This is a genomic window from Bradyrhizobium sp. USDA 3311 (assembly GCF_054062495.1).
Genome location: NZ_JBSSFI010000001.1, coordinates 2,168,638 through 2,182,891, shown reverse-complemented (window position 1 = coordinate 2,182,891; position 14,254 = coordinate 2,168,638). Strand labels below are relative to the sequence as shown.

Sequence of the window (14,254 nt, the reverse complement as noted above, 5' to 3'; positions counted from 1 at the left end):
ATCGCCCCGGAATGACAGACGGAAACACCCATGCACGCCAAGCTCCCGCACCCGTTCGACGACGCCACCCGCATCACCGCCGGTGACTCCAGCTGGCAGGGACACACCAGCGACGATTACTGGGCCTTTGTCGGTCCGTTCGGCGGCGCCACCGCCGCGACCATCTTGCGCGCATTGATCGAGCATCCGCAGCGCGCCGGCGATCCACTCGCCGTCACCGTCAATTACTGCGCCCCGATCGCCAAGGGCCCGTTTGACCTGGATGTGCGGCTGGTAAAGGCCAACCGCTCCAGCCAGCACTGGAGCGTCGAACTGTCGCAGGGCGGCGGCGAGGTCGCGACGCTCGCAACCGCGGTGTTCGCCGAGCGGCGGCCGTCCTGGGAGCACAGGGTGGCGACGGTCCCGGACGCCGCGGCGTTCGAGGCAACGCTGCCGTTCCCGAAAATCTCGGCGTCCTGGGCCAACCAATACGAATTCCGCTTCGTCGAGGGCGAGATGCGGATCGGCCCGCCGCAGGCCGAGCTTGCCAGCACCTATTCGAAAATCTGGATCAGCGACCGTACCCCGCGCAGGCTCGACATGCTGTCGCTGATGTCGATGTCGGACGCCTTCTTCGGCCGCATCTTCCACGCGCGGCGCGAGCTGGTGCCGTTCGGCACGGTGTCGCTGACGACCTATTTTCACACCGACAGCGAGGAGCTCGCAGCCGAGGACATCACGCGCGTGCTGGCGACGGCCGATTCGAAGATCATGCACAAGAGCTACGCCGACCAGAACGCCGAGCTGTGGTCGCCGAACGGAAGGCTGCTCGCGACGACGACGCAGATCGCGTATTTCAAGGCTTGAGCTGCCTCCACGTCATTGCGAGGAGCGTAGCGACGAAGCAATCCAGACTGTCTCCGCGGAGGGATTTCTGGATTGCTTCGCTGCGCTCGCAATGACGGTGGAGATATCTCGCCACAAACAAAAAGGGCGGCCTCGCGGCCGCCCTTTTGCATTCTCAAATGATGCGACCTTACTCCGCCGCGAGCTTCACGTCCGGCGCGGCTGCGCGCACTTCGGCGTCGACCTGGGCTTCGAACTTGGCAAAGTTCTTCTGGAACATGCCGACCAGCGCGCGCGCGGTCTTGTCGAACTCGTCCTTGTCCTTCCAGGTGTTGACCGGGTTGAGGATTTCGCTCGGCACGCCCGGCAGCGCGGTCGGGACCGCGAAGCCGAAATACTTGTCGGTGCGGAATTCGACGTTGCGAAGCGAACCGTCGAGCGCCGCGGTGAGCAGCGCGCGCGTCACCTTGATCGGCATGCGCGAGCCCGTGCCATACTTGCCGCCGGTCCAGCCGGTGTTGACCAGCCAGCAGTCGACATTGTGCTGGGCGATCAGGTCGCGCAGCATGTTGCCGTAGACGGATGGATCGAGCGGCAGGAAGGGCGAGCCGAAGCAGGTCGAGAACTCCGGCTGCGGCTCGTTGCCGAGACCGCGCTCGGTGCCCGCGACCTTGGCGGTGTAGCCGGAGAGGAAGTGATACATCGCCTGCGCCGGCGAGAGCTTTGCGATCGGCGGCAGCACGCCGAAGGCGTCGGCGGCGAGCATCACCACGTTCTTCGGCTGCGGCGCGCGGCCGGTGCGCGAAGCGTTCGGGATGAAGTCGAGCGGATAGGCCGAGCGGGTGTTCTCGGTCTTGGAGCCGTCGTCGAAGTCCACCACGCGGGTGTCCTCGTCGAGCACGCAGTTCTCGAGCACCGCGCCGAAGCGCGTGCTTGCGGCATAAATCTGCGGCTCGGCTTCCTGCGAAAGCTTGATGCATTTGGCGTAGCAGCCACCTTCGAAATTGAAGACGCCGTTCGGGCCCCAGCCGTGCTCGTCGTCACCGATCAGGGTGCGGTTCGGGTCGGCCGACAGCGTGGTCTTGCCGGTGCCGGAGAGGCCGAAGAAGATCGCGGCATCGTCCTTGGCGCCGACATTGGCCGAGCAGTGCATCGGCATCACGCCGCGCTCGGGCAGATAGTAGTTCAGCGTGGTGAAGACCGACTTCTTCATCTCGCCGGCATAGTAGGAGCCGCCGATCAGCACGATCTTGCGGGCGAAGTCGATCGCGACGACGTTCTCCGACTTGCAGCCGTGGCGCTTCGGATCGGCGCGGAAGCTCGGCATGTCGATGATGGTGAGCTCGGGCGTGAAGGTCGACAGCTCGATCGCCTCGGGGCGGATCAGCAGCGTGCGGATGAACAGCGAATGCCAGGCGAGCTCGGTGAACACGCGGGTCTTGATCCGGTAGGCCGGATCGGCGCCGCCGTAGAGGTCCTGCGCGAACAGGCTCTTGCCTTCGGCGTGCTTGAGGAAGTCCTGATAGAGCGTCTCGAACTGCTCCGCGGTGATCGACTGGTTGCCGGCCCACCACATCTTCTTGTCGGTGGTGGCGTCACGCACCGTGAACTTGTCCTTGGGGCTGCGGCCCGTGAACTCGCCGGTGTCGGCGCACAGCGCACCGTCGGCAGACAGCACCGCCTCGCCCGCGGAGAGCGAGTATTGATAGAGTTGCGGCGCGCCGAGGTTCCAGTGAACCTGTTTGAGATTCTTTAAGCCGAATTTGTCGGCGCCGAAGGCACCGTTGCGCACGCCCGTCTCTTGCACGAAAAAATCCTCCTAGAACCCGCGACACATAGCGCGACCAAGCTTTGGCGCCATCGCAGTCACCGTGAATAATAGGCCATCCGGCCTAGGTTGGGCGACCTAATACTGATGAACGCTGGCGTTGCCAAGCCGATCCCGCAGGATTTGGTTTATTCAAGGACCGCGCCAAACGTCGCGCATGTCTGCTCTGAGCAGGTGCATCAAAAAATCACGAATGATCGCGCAACCAAATGCGCGTTTCGACGTTATCGGGGGTTATTGCGACGCACAATTCCCTGGGCGCTCTATCGTACGTCTCCCTCGCCGATCAGTGCGAACGGTCCCCACATCGCGGGATAGGCGTTGCGCGGCGACGAGGCGTCGTCGAGATACGTCAACATGGCGCGGCGCAACGCTTGGGCACGACCGATTCCTGGTTCGTTTTTGAGCAGAGCGAATGTCGACGTGGTCAAGCGGGTGGCAGCTTCCGAATCCACTGCCCAATGCGAGACCAGGAGCGCGCGGGCACCGGCATAGAAGAACGAGCGCGCCAATCCCGACAGGGCCTCTGCGCCGGGCTTGTCGCCCGCGATAGTGTTGCAGGCCGACAGCACCACCCAATCCGCGTTGAGCTTGAGCTGGGCGACTTCGCTCGCGGTGAGAAGACCGTCGTCGAGCTCGGAGGGCTGATCGGGAATGGAGAGCGCGAGCGAAGGCTCGCCCAGTCCCTTGACGTCGCCCGCAACGAGTCCGTGGGTGGCAAAGTAGATGATGCTGTATTGAGCAAGCGCTGCACGCTTGAGCGTCGTTTCGCTGGCGTCGCGGCCGAGATGGATATCGACATCGCCTGCGCCGACATCCCTGGCCACCGCGTTCAGTTCGTCGGCAGTGTCAGGCAGCTGCGGCAGCGCTTGCGCAAGCCGCGCACGATCGACGCCGGCGCCGCGCCAGAAGTCGGTATAGGCAATCGTCGCGATGCTGCGCGCGGCGACCTTGCCGCTTGCGGCGCGACGATCGGCCGGCCCTTCGGCTGCAGGGTTGAACACGGGATCGCCAAAGCCGGTCATTGGCTTGACGCCTTGATCCTTGCGCGCAAAGGCCCGCAGCGATTTCAGGCTGATCACCGACGGCAGCACCGAGACGGCCTGACGCCGCAACAGCCAGGCGGCGTTGCGATAGCCTTCGAGCTTGTCCGGGATCGCAGCTTGCGGCTTCTCGGTGACGAGCAGATGAAACGGCAGTGCGGTCAGTGCGGCCGAGGGCACCACCAGCAGGCTGCGCTTGTCTTTCGTCAGCGCTTCGACCGGGCCGAGCAGCGCGACATAGAGCTCATTGGCGAGCGCGAGGTCGAACAGGCCGGATTTGCCGGACGCATCGCGCGCCTTGCCGACGTCGAGCCCTTTGCGGAACGCCGACACTTTCTGCGCCAGCGCGTCCGCGCCAAGCGGAATTTCCTTCCAGTCGACGCCCTCGCGCGTGATCGCGATGACATAGCCCTGCTTGTCCACGACGGAATAGATCGTCATCGCCTCGTCGGCCGACAGCAACGGCTGGATGTCCTTCACGCCGAGCGGCAGCGGATTGGACAGCGAGGCATAGTCGGGAAACTCGACGGCAAGCGTCTTCTGCAAGCCGGCGCGCTCGCTCGCGATCGCCGCGATCCGCGCGCGGCTGCGCTGCTCGGCCGCGACGTCGCGTTGCGCGGCTTGCTTGGACACCGCCGTGATGATCGCCTTGTCGAGCGCCTCGGCCTCGGCCGCGAGATCCTGCTCCTTGCGCACGAGCTCGGCGAGCCGGTCGCTGCCGGCCGCAAGCCGCACGGCGAGCTTGTTCACGGCGGATGCGGCGGACGATTGCGTGCCGCGCTGGATCGCGGCCAGCGCTTCGTCGAGGGCCTTGTCGTCGGGCAGGAGATGCTGCTGCCGCGCGGAAAACAGGATCGGCAGCACCACACGCAGCTGCGCGCGGCCGCTGCGAAGCGTCCTTTCCGCCAGCGGCAAGGCATCGGCAGTGCGCCCGGAGACATAAAGGAAATAGGCGAGATTGCTGGTCGAGGTCACGACGTCAGGATGATCCGGCCCAAGCGCGCGCTCACGGATCGCAAGGGCGCGCCGGTAGAGCGGCTCGGCATCGGCATAACGCTGCTGGTGCTCGTAGAGCCCGGCGAGATTGTTCAGCGAACGCGCGACGTCGGGATGATCCGGACCCAGCACCTTTTCGCGGATCGCGAGCGAGCGCTTGATCGGCGCCTCGGCATCCGCATCGCGGTTGAGGTCGCGATCGACCTGACCGATGTTGTTCAGAACCGTGGCGACCGCGGGATGCTCGGGCCCGGCGGCCTTCTGATAGATCGCGAGCGCTCGCTGGAACAGCGGCCCGGCGTCGGCAAAATGCTCCTGCTTCACGTAGAGCGTGGCGAGATTGTTGAGGGCCTGGCCGACATCGGGATGCTCGCGCGACAGCGCCTTTTCGCGAATGGCCAGCGCACGCTTGAATAGCGGCTCGGCTTCAGTGAAGCGGCCCTGCCGCTGATACAGCGCGGCGAGATTGTTCAGCTCGGGCGCGATCAAGGCGGTGTCGAGGCCGAGCGACTTTTCCATCAGCGCGATCGCGCGCTTGTAGATCGGCTCGGCGAGGTCGTCGCGGCCCTGGCCGGCATAGACCTGGCCGAGATTGTTGAGCGCGGCGGAGAGTTCGCGGCCGTCGTTGCCCTTCTCCAGGCTCGCCACCATGGCCTGCGCCAGGGGCAGCGCCTCCGCATATTTGCCGGCCTGGTTGAGCGCGTTGATCCGCGCGCCCTGTGCGGCGAGATCGGCCTTCTGGGCAAGACCGGGGGTGGCAAGCGACGTGGTGATCGCGAGCGCCAGACCCGCGGCCAACGCCAAACGACGATGCGTCATGAACCCTCTCGCTGCCAATCCCGAACCGCTCACGGTGTTGGGTCGCAGCGATCGGCAGCGGCGTTCAATTCTGGCGCGACTCCTCCGCCTTCGCGCGCGCCTCGCCGGCAAGGCGGACCAGCATCTTGCGCAGCGCCGTGCCGCTGGTCACCCGCTCCGGGAAGTCCAGCCGCAGCGCGGTCTGGCCGTCCTGCATGTCGAGGCCCTCCGGGTCACAGCCGGTGCAGCGCCAGTCGCCGGCGGCGGCGCCGAGCAGCCTGGTGGCGTAGAGGCCCATGGCGTCGCGGTGGTCGGCATTCATGTGCTCCACGGCCCCCTCTTCCGTTGCCAGCAGGTCCTCGGCGCCGCTGAGGTCGGTCAGGAACTGCTCCGGCTTGAGGTCGACGATCCGTCCGAAGCCGGCCACCAGATGGGTTCCCGTGGGCCGGATCCTGAAGAACGAGAAGTCCTTAAACGAAACAAAGGCTTCCGCCGACGGGTGCGCATTCAGATACCGCCGTTCGAGAAGATCCTTCTCGGCGCCGGCCTGCTCCGCCCGGCCGGACAACATGATCCGGGCGCCCTCTAGCGGATCGCCAGCGGCGCGCTCATCCAGCATCAGGGAGACCCGGCTATCGGCCAGGATGTTCCTGGTGTGCACGGCCAATGCGGAGATCAGCAGGATCGGCGAGCCATCCGGGTGGCTCGCCAGATTGACCAGGGAACAATAGGGATCGCCGCTGCCCACCATCAACGTTGCGAGAGCGCCCTGCCGCGACCGCCTGAGCAGCGACTTGGCGAGCTTTCCGGGGTCGAAATCGGGGGTCGGTTGCATGGGCTTTCTCGGCTCAGGTGGTTGCAAGGGGGGTCTTTTTTCGGCTAAACGGGGGTCTGGTTATGGGTCGGGATGCGGCGAATCTGCCGTGTTTCGTGGAACTTGGTCACACTTCAGCCCAGCTTGCATTGCTCGGTGACAAAGTTCGAACGCCAAGTTCGGGACCCATGTATGCGGCGCATCACTGGATTGCTCGCCGTTTCAAGCCACGACCCAAACGGAAAGCAGAAAGCAGAGGCTCATGCCCACAATCGCTTTGGTCGACGACGACCGCAACATTCTCACATCCGTCTCGATCGCGCTGGAAGCCGAAGGCTACCGCATCATGACCTACACCGACGGCGCTTCCGCGCTTGACGGTTTCCGCACCACCCAACCCGACCTCGCCATCCTCGACATCAAGATGCCGCGCATGGACGGCATGGAGACGCTGCGCCGCCTGCGGCAGAAGTCCGACCTGCCGGTGATCTTCCTGACCTCCAAGGACGAAGAGATCGACGAGCTGTTCGGCCTCAAGATGGGCGCCGACGATTTCATTCGCAAACCGTTCTCGCAGCGGCTGCTGGTCGAGCGCGTCAAGGCGGTGCTGCGCCGCTCGGCGCCGAAGGACCCGACCGTAGCGCCGAAGGAGAACGACGCCAAGGCGCTCGACCGCGGTCTTTTGCGCATGGATCCGGAACGCCATACCTGCACCTGGAAGAACGAGCCGGTGACGTTGACCGTCACCGAATTCCTGATCCTGCAGGCGCTCGCGACCCGGCCCGGCGTGGTGAAGAGCCGCAACGCGCTGATGGACGCCGCCTATGACGACCAGGTCTATGTCGACGACCGCACCATCGACAGCCACATCAAGCGGCTGCGCAAGAAGTTCAAGGTGGTCGACAACGAGTTCGAGATGATCGAGACGCTGTACGGCGTCGGCTATCGTTTCAAGGAAGCCTGAGGCGGCAGGGCACCTTCGCGAATGTCCGGAGCATTGCCGGTTCTGGTTCCATCGGAACCGGGATGACTCTAGAATGCGGGGACCGTCGCACGAGCTGTCCTAACGCGGGCGTAAGCATTGCTGGACCGAACGCAGCCTGACCCGAACCAGAGCGCCGAGGATATCGCATCCGACGGCGTTCCAGTGCACGTCGCCGAGGACAAGCCGGCTGCGCAGGGCTGGCGGCCGCTGAACTGGCTCAAGCGCGCCGGGCAATTCTTCTTCGCGCTGTCCTTCTCGAGCCTGACCCGCCGCATCGTCTCGCTCAACCTCGCCGGCCTCGTCGCGCTGGTGGCGAGCATCCTCTATCTGTCGCAATTCCGCGCCGGCCTGATCGACGCGCGCGCGCAGAGCCTGCTGGTGCAGGCCGAGATCATCGCCGGTGCGATCGCGGCCTCCGCGACGGTGCAGACCAACGCCATCACGATCGACCCCGACCGGCTGCTCGACCTCAAGCCGGGCGAGACCTATGGCGGCTCGGACGACTATTCGCCGCTGGATTTTCCGATCAATCCGGAGCGCGTCGCGCCGGTGCTGCGCACGCTGATCTCGCCGACCAAGACGCGCGCCCGCATCTACGATCCGAACGGCAGCCTGCTGCTCGACAGCCGCAACCTCGAGAACGTGCTGCGCTTCCCCCTGCCGCCGCTGTCCGCCGAGAAGCCCGGCGTGGTCGAGCGCGGCATGGTCGCGGTGCGCACCTGGCTGAACCGCGGCGACCTGCCGCTCTATCGCGAGCTCGGGCCCGAGAACGGCAATGGCTATGCTGAAGTGGGCGACGCGCTCCAGGGCCAGAAGCGCTCGATGGTTCGGGTCAATGCGCGCGGCGAGGTGATCGTCTCGGTCGCGGTCCCCGTGCTGCGCTCGCGCGCCATCCACGGCGCGCTGATGCTGTCCACCCAGGGCGACGACATCGACCAGATGGTCACCGCCGAGCGCCTCGCCATCCTGAAAGTCGGCGGCGTCGCCGCCGCGGTCATGATCATGCTGTCGCTGCTGCTGGCCAGCACGATCGCAGGTCCCGTACGCCGGCTCGCGGACAGCGCCGAGCGCGTCCGCCGCCGCATCAAGACCCGCGTCGAGATTCCCGACTTCACCCGCCGTCGCGACGAGATCGGGCATCTGTCCGGCGCGCTGCGCGACATGACCAACGCGCTCTACAGCCGCATCGAGGCGATCGAGATGTTCGCCGCCGACGTCGCGCACGAATTGAAGAACCCGCTGACCTCGCTGCGCTCCGCGGTCGAGACGCTGCCGCTGGCGCGCAACGAGAACAGCCGCGCCCGCCTGCTCGAGGTGATCGAGCACGACGTCAAGCGGCTCGACCGCCTGATCTCTGATATCTCCGACGCCAGCCGGCTCGATGCCGAATTGCAGCGGCAGGACGCGATTCCGGTCGATCTGCGCCGCCTGCTCGGCACGCTGGTCTCGGTCGCCAACGAAACCAAGCTCGGCCACGACGTCGCGGTCGAGGCGCGCTTCGAGGGGCGCGGGCCGACCGACACGTTCGCCGTGACCGGCCACGATTCACGGCTCGGGCAGGTGGTCTCGAACCTGCTCTCCAACGCGCAATCCTTCTCGGAGGCCGGCAGCAAGGTGCGCCTCACCTGCCGCCGCGTGCGCGGTGAAATCGAGATCGTGGTCGACGACGACGGCCCCGGCATCCGTGATGACGCGCTGGAGCGCATCTTCGAGCGCTTCTACACCGACCGTCCGCATCAGGGCTTTGGCCAGAACTCCGGCCTCGGGCTCTCGATCTCCAAGCAGATCGTCGACGCGCATGGCGGGCGCATCTGGGCGGAGAACCGCCCCGGCCCCGCGGACGAGGACGGCGCGCCGACGGTTGCCGGCGCGCGCTTCGTGGTGAGGCTGCCCGCGCTATGAGCGACGGCGGGCCCAGCGTGCACGCCTCCGCGGTCAAGGTCGGGAATCTGGCAGTGCTGATCCGCGGACCGTCGGGCTCCGGCAAGTCGCGCCTTGCCTTCGATTTGATCATGGCGGGGCGCGCCGGCGTGGTCGAAAGGGCCGTTCTGGTCGGTGATGACCGTGTCCATCTGGCGACAGTCGGCGACGAAATTGAAGTCCGCCCCGCGCCGCCGCTCGCCGGCCTGATCGAGATCCGGGGCCTCGGAATCCGCCGCTGCGACTTCGTGGAGCATGCGACCGTCGGCCTCGTGGTCGATCTGGCCGCCGCGGACGCGGAACGCCTGCCGCCGGCCGAATCCCTGAAAACAAGCATTTTAGGTGTCGAAATACCGCGAATCCCTGTTAGCCGCGATTATTCGCCCCTCCCACTGGTTGTTGCGGCCTTGACCACTACCAAGAGTTCATCTTCCGTTAATCCCTCAGGCGATTGTTTGAAGGGAAATGGTAACCATATGAACCCCACTATCGCGACCGAATAGACCGGCGCAGCTCCCCTCATCCATCCGTCTAAGTTCAGGGAGATACGCAACATCCCCTCTTGCGCAGGGGCTCTGGATGGTCAAAGTGGCGCGTTCGTGCGGTGCACCAAAAGCGCCCGCGAGGAGTTTTCCGATGATTGGTCTAGTACTTGTGACCCACGGGCGCCTTGCCGACGAATTCAAGGCAGCGCTTGAACATGTCATGGGCCCACAAAAGCAAATCGAAGCGATTACGATCGGCGCTGAAGATGATTCCGATCTGTGCCGAAGCGACATCATCGAGGCGGTTAACCGCGTCGATTCCGGCGACGGCGTTGCGATCCTCACCGACATGTTCGGCGGCACGCCATCCAACCTGGCAATATCCTGTATGAGCCGGCCGAAGGTCGAGGTGCTCGCGGGCATCAACCTTCCGATGCTGGTGAAGCTCGCCAAGGTGCGTGAGGAACGCGCGCTGCCGGACGCGATCGCGATGGCCCAGGAAGCGGGTCGCAAATACGTCACCATCGCCAGCCGCGTGCTCGCCGGCAAATGAGCGACGACGCGCCGCAAGCCGGGTCGGGCGTGCCCGCGGGCGCGATCTCCAAGGAGCTCCTCATCATCAACAAGCGCGGCCTGCACGCCCGCGCCTCGGCGAAATTCGTCCAGGCGGTCGAGCGCTTCAACGCGCAGGTGTGGGTGACGCGCGGCGGCGAGACCGTCGGCGGCACCTCGATCATGGGCCTGATGATGCTCGCCGCGGGACCCGGCACGACCATCACGGTCGCTGCGGCCGGTGCGGATGCCGATGCCGCGCTCGCGGCGATCACGGAACTCGTTGAAAGCAAGTTCAACGAGGAAGGGATTTAGCGCCCTCCCGCCACGCGCTCAGCGCCGTAGGGTGGGCAAAGGCGCGACGCGCCGTGCCCACCATCTCTCGACAATCGCGACAGAAGTGGTGGGCACGCTTCGCTTTGCCCACCCTACGGCACCTTCGGTCACTTCGCGGGCGGCGCGATGTAGATGTTCCAGCTCATCGACGGGCCGGCCTTGCCGTGGGTGAAGCGGCGCGTCGTCATCACGATGCGCTCGGCGTTCGGCGCAGTCTCCGACACCCATTTCTCGAACGCCGGTAGACGGCCGTCGGTCGGATCGAACACGCCGATGAAACCGTATCGCTTGACGTCATCGCGCGAGGTCAGGCCGGAATCCCAGGCCTCTAACGGCAGCAATGCGGACGGATGGTCCGGGCTGTAGAACACCAGCGGCTGGATCTGTTCCATCGTGCCGGCAACGACGGCCCAGCGCGAGCCGAAGCGGGTGTGCCAGGCCTGGGTCAATTCGCGCGCGAGCTCCGAGCGCGCGCCATAGATCGCTGCGTTGCCGGCATTGGCCGCCATCTCGCGCGCGGCGATCCAGGGCGAGGCGGCAAGCGTCGCAACGCTGAGCACGAGCCAGATCGCGACGATGTTGAACAGGGTCGCGCTCTGCACCCGCAGCGCGGGGATCGCGACCAGCGCCAAGGGCACCAGGAAGAACAGCGAGATGCCCCAATCGGTCTTCATGTAGATGCTGAAAACCAGTGCGCCGAGCGGCGGGCCGACCGCGACGATGATCTGGATGATCCAGACATTCAGCGCCTGCGAGACATTGACACCCGGATTGGCGCCGCGCGCCCAGGCGCGGGTGACGATGCGCGAGGGCGTACGCAGCAGCAGCTTGCGCCACGGCGGCACCCACGCCATGGCGAGCGCGGCCAGCACCACCGGCAGCGCCAGCAGCGCGACATTATGCAGGGCATAGCCGGCCACGAGCTGATGCACGAGACGGCTGTCCTCGAGGCTGTAGGTGTCGCCGGCATAGGTCAGCGGCACGAAATGCACCTCCGCCAGCCAGACGATGTGCGGGATCATCGCCACCACCATCGTCGCGATCGCCACCCACGGCGCCGGCGACAGCAGGAATTTCAAGCGGTCGGGATGGATCAGCGCGGCAAGGCCGATGGCGCCGATCATGGTCAGCACCCAGTACTTGGTCATCAGCGCCAGCGCGCCGGCGAGCCCGAACCAGATCCCGGACTGCCAGCTCCGCTTCTCGAAGGCGTTGAGATAGGCGAGCACCAGCAGCGGCAGCGTGACGAGCTGGAGCAGGTCCGGGTTGTACTTGAAGCCCTTGAAATTGAAGATCGGGTAGAGCGCGACCATCACCACCACCAGGAATGCACCCCGTGCATCCACGACGCGCAAGCTCAGCAACCAGCAGATCACCATGCCGATGCCGACGATCGCCATTGCCAGCGCATAGGTCGCCCAGTCCGCCGCCGGGAACACCTTGAACCAGAGGCCGGCGACCCAGCCCGACAGCGGCGGGTGCTTGCCGTAGCCCCACAGGAATTTCTGGCCCCAGCCCCAGGCTTCTGCGACGTCCATGTGAACGTCTTGCGCTGCCTTGAGATTGATCAGGATGAAGGTCCAGAGCACCGCATGCAGGATCGCGAGCTGGATCACCAGCCACAGGCGGGCCTCCGGCCGGACCGCGCTGGCAACCAGCCAAGCCCGGAAGCGGTTGAAACTCACCCGGGTCTTCGCGCGGGCTCGGGCAGATGGGATTGAGGTCGTCGACATCAGCCGTTGCGTAGCGCGTTTTGGCCCGTCGTGGAATCAGCTTGGCGTGAAGAAAGGCCCTGAAAATACAGCAATATGGTTGCCGCACGGGGATGTGAGTGGTATCCCGCGCCCATGACGACCGTCCCCATTTCCAACATCCGCAATTTCTCCATCGTCGCCCATATCGACCATGGCAAATCGACGCTGGCCGACCGCCTGATCCAGATGACCGGCGGCCTCACCGACCGCGAAATGGCGGGCAAGGAGCAGGTGCTCGATTCCATGGATATCGAGCGCGAGCGCGGCATCACCATCAAGGCGCAGACGGTTCGGCTCGCCTACCGCGCCAAGGACGGCAAGGACTACATCTTCAACCTGATGGACACGCCCGGCCATGTCGACTTCGCCTACGAAGTCTCGCGGTCGCTGGCGGCCTGCGAGGGTTCCCTGCTGGTGGTCGACGCCAGCCAGGGCGTCGAAGCGCAGACGCTCGCCAACGTCTACCAGGCGCTCGACAACAATCACGAGATCGTTCCGGTCCTGAACAAGGTCGACCTGCCGGCCGCCGAACCCGAGAAGGTCAAGCAGCAGATCGAGGACGTCATCGGCATCGACGCCTCGGACGCGGTGATGATCTCGGCCAAGACCGGCCTCGGCGTGCCCGACGTGCTGGAAGCCATCGTCACCCGCCTGCCGCCGCCGAAGGGCGACCGCGATGCGACCTTGAAGGCGCTGCTGGTCGACAGCTGGTACGACGTCTATCTCGGCGTCGTCGTTCTGATCCGCGTCGTCGACGGCGTCATGAAGAAGGGTAGCCGCGTGCGCATGATGGGCACGGGCGCTGCCTACGACGTCGAGCGCGTCGGCTTCTTCACGCCGAAGATGACGCAGGTCGACGAGCTCGGCCCCGGCGAGATCGGCTTCATCACCGCCGCGATCAAGGAAGTCGCCGACACCCGCGTCGGCGACACCATCACCGACGACAGGAAGCCTGTCACCGAAATGCTGCCGGGCTTCAAGCCGGCGATCCCGGTGGTGTTCTGCGGCCTGTTCCCGGTCGACGCCGACGATTTCGAGACGCTGCGCGCCGCGATGGGCAAGCTGCGCCTCAACGACGCCAGCTTCTCGTTCGAGATGGAGACCTCCGCGGCGCTCGGCTTCGGCTTCCGCTGCGGCTTCCTCGGCCTGCTGCACCTCGAGATCATCCAGGAGCGGCTGTCGCGCGAGTTCGACCTCAACCTGATCGCGACCGCGCCGAGCGTCATCTACAAGATGAAGCTGACCGACGGCACCGAGCTCGAGATCCACAATCCCGTCGACATGCCCGACGTGGTCAAGATCGAGGAGATCCAGGAGCCCTGGATCGAGGCGACGATCCTCACGCCCGACGAATATCTCGGCAGCGTGCTGAAGCTGTGCCAGGACCGCCGCGGCGCGCAGAAGGAGCTGACCTATGTCGGCGCCCGCGCGATGGTGAAATACGATCTGCCGCTCAACGAAGTGGTGTTCGACTTCTACGACCGCCTCAAGTCGGTCTCCAAGGGCTACGCCTCGTTCGACTATCATCTCACCGACTACAAGCCGGCCGACCTCGTCAAGATGCAGATCCTGGTCAATGCCGAGCCGGTCGACGCACTCTCGATGCTGGTCCACCGCACCCGCGCCGAGGGGCGCGGCCGCGCCATGGTCGAGAAGATGAAGGAGTTGATCCCGCCGCACATGTTCCAGATCCCGATCCAGGCGGCGATCGGCGGCAAGGTGATCGCCCGCGAGACCGTCCGCGCGCTGCGCAAGGACGTCACCGCGAAGTGCTACGGCGGCGACATCACGCGTAAGCGCAAGCTTCTGGAGAAGCAGAAGGAAGGCAAGAAGAAGATGCGGCAGTTCGGCAAGGTCGACATCCCGCAGGAAGCCTTCATCGCCGCGCTGAAGGTGGATAGCTGAGGCTGCTGCCCGG

The 14,254-nt window shown here is 65.4% G+C and carries 11 protein-coding genes; 7 read left to right on the top strand and 4 right to left on the bottom strand.

What is annotated here, in order from left to right; translation table 11 throughout:
- Positions 1 to 30 precede the first annotated feature (30 nt).
- The gene (locus tag ACVWW6_RS10265) at positions 31 to 846 is read left to right on the top strand and encodes an acyl-CoA thioesterase (RefSeq protein ID WP_404525449.1); all 816 of its coding nucleotides are present in this window, start codon (positions 31 to 33) and stop codon (positions 844 to 846) included.
- 169 nt (positions 847 to 1,015) lie between these two features.
- On the opposite strand, the gene ACVWW6_RS10260 is transcribed toward ACVWW6_RS10265, so the two are convergent.
- The 3 genes from ACVWW6_RS10260 to ACVWW6_RS10250 form a co-directional block, all read right to left on the bottom strand.
- Entirely contained in the window at positions 1,016 to 2,632 is a 1,617-nt protein-coding gene (locus tag ACVWW6_RS10260; protein ID WP_011090863.1) for a phosphoenolpyruvate carboxykinase, read from the bottom strand.
- A gap of 284 nt (positions 2,633 to 2,916) precedes the next feature.
- On the bottom strand, positions 2,917 to 5,511 hold the full coding sequence (locus ACVWW6_RS10255; protein WP_456680656.1) for a CHAT domain-containing tetratricopeptide repeat protein: 2,595 nt from the start codon (positions 5,509 to 5,511) through the stop codon (positions 2,917 to 2,919).
- A 64-nt stretch (positions 5,512 to 5,575) separates the two neighbouring features.
- Positions 5,576 to 6,325 carry a HugZ family pyridoxamine 5'-phosphate oxidase gene (locus ACVWW6_RS10250; protein ID WP_456680655.1) on the bottom strand — a complete coding sequence of 250 codons (750 nt, stop codon included), beginning with the start codon at positions 6,323 to 6,325 and terminating at the stop codon, positions 5,576 to 5,578.
- 241 nt (positions 6,326 to 6,566) lie between these two features.
- On the opposite strand from ACVWW6_RS10250, the gene ACVWW6_RS10245 reads away from it, so the two are divergent.
- The 5 genes from ACVWW6_RS10245 (at position 6,567) to ACVWW6_RS10225 (ending at position 10,561) form a co-directional block, all read left to right on the top strand.
- Positions 6,567 to 7,268, top strand: coding sequence for a response regulator transcription factor (locus ACVWW6_RS10245; protein ID WP_008542552.1), 702 nt, complete (start codon positions 6,567 to 6,569; stop codon positions 7,266 to 7,268).
- Positions 7,269 to 7,385: 117 nt separating this feature from the next.
- Positions 7,386 to 9,191, top strand: coding sequence for a sensor histidine kinase (locus ACVWW6_RS10240; RefSeq protein ID WP_028175918.1), 1,806 nt, complete (start codon positions 7,386 to 7,388; stop codon positions 9,189 to 9,191).
- Complete coding sequence (locus ACVWW6_RS10235) at positions 9,188 to 9,712, top strand: HPr kinase/phosphorylase (protein ID WP_011090867.1); 525 nt, start codon at positions 9,188 to 9,190, stop codon at positions 9,710 to 9,712. The genes ACVWW6_RS10240 and ACVWW6_RS10235 overlap by 4 nt, the downstream gene beginning before the upstream one ends.
- Before the next feature lie 133 nt (positions 9,713 to 9,845).
- On the top strand, positions 9,846 to 10,247 hold the full coding sequence (locus ACVWW6_RS10230; RefSeq protein WP_011090868.1) for a PTS sugar transporter subunit IIA: 402 nt from the start codon (positions 9,846 to 9,848) through the stop codon (positions 10,245 to 10,247).
- Positions 10,244 to 10,561: an HPr family phosphocarrier protein gene (locus tag ACVWW6_RS10225; protein WP_011090869.1), complete on the top strand. Its 318-nt coding sequence runs from the start codon at positions 10,244 to 10,246 to the stop codon at positions 10,559 to 10,561. The genes ACVWW6_RS10230 and ACVWW6_RS10225 overlap by 4 nt, the downstream gene beginning before the upstream one ends.
- 128 nt (positions 10,562 to 10,689) lie before the next feature.
- Here ACVWW6_RS10225 and ACVWW6_RS10220 read toward each other — a convergent pair whose 3' ends face one another.
- Positions 10,690 to 12,315 (bottom strand): glycosyltransferase family 39 protein, encoded by a 1,626-nt coding sequence (locus ACVWW6_RS10220; RefSeq protein WP_456680654.1) that lies wholly within the window; start codon positions 12,313 to 12,315, stop codon positions 10,690 to 10,692.
- A gap of 114 nt (positions 12,316 to 12,429) precedes the next feature.
- Between ACVWW6_RS10220 and lepA the strand changes: the two genes are divergently transcribed.
- A complete protein-coding gene (lepA, locus tag ACVWW6_RS10215) occupies positions 12,430 to 14,241 on the top strand; it encodes a translation elongation factor 4 (RefSeq protein ID WP_028175920.1) in 1,812 nt (603 codons plus the stop codon).
- Positions 14,242 to 14,254: the final 13 nt, after the last annotated feature.

Excerpts from the sequence above, each read along its gene's own strand:
- ACVWW6_RS10265 (WP_404525449.1), top strand. The coding sequence starts at position 31 with ATGCACGCCAAGCTCCCGCACCCGTTCGACGACGCCACCCGCATCACC.
- ACVWW6_RS10255 (WP_456680656.1), bottom strand. The coding sequence starts at position 5,511 with ATGACGCATCGTCGTTTGGCGTTGGCCGCGGGTCTGGCGCTCGCGATC.
- ACVWW6_RS10250 (WP_456680655.1), bottom strand. The coding sequence starts at position 6,325 with ATGCAACCGACCCCCGATTTCGACCCCGGAAAGCTCGCCAAGTCGCTG.
- ACVWW6_RS10245 (WP_008542552.1), top strand. The coding sequence starts at position 6,567 with ATGCCCACAATCGCTTTGGTCGACGACGACCGCAACATTCTCACATCC.
- ACVWW6_RS10235 (WP_011090867.1), top strand. The coding sequence starts at position 9,188 with ATGAGCGACGGCGGGCCCAGCGTGCACGCCTCCGCGGTCAAGGTCGGG.
- ACVWW6_RS10230 (WP_011090868.1), top strand. The coding sequence starts at position 9,846 with ATGATTGGTCTAGTACTTGTGACCCACGGGCGCCTTGCCGACGAATTC.
- ACVWW6_RS10225 (WP_011090869.1), top strand. The coding sequence starts at position 10,244 with ATGAGCGACGACGCGCCGCAAGCCGGGTCGGGCGTGCCCGCGGGCGCG.
- ACVWW6_RS10220 (WP_456680654.1), bottom strand. The coding sequence starts at position 12,315 with ATGTCGACGACCTCAATCCCATCTGCCCGAGCCCGCGCGAAGACCCGG.
- lepA (WP_028175920.1), top strand. The coding sequence starts at position 12,430 with ATGACGACCGTCCCCATTTCCAACATCCGCAATTTCTCCATCGTCGCC.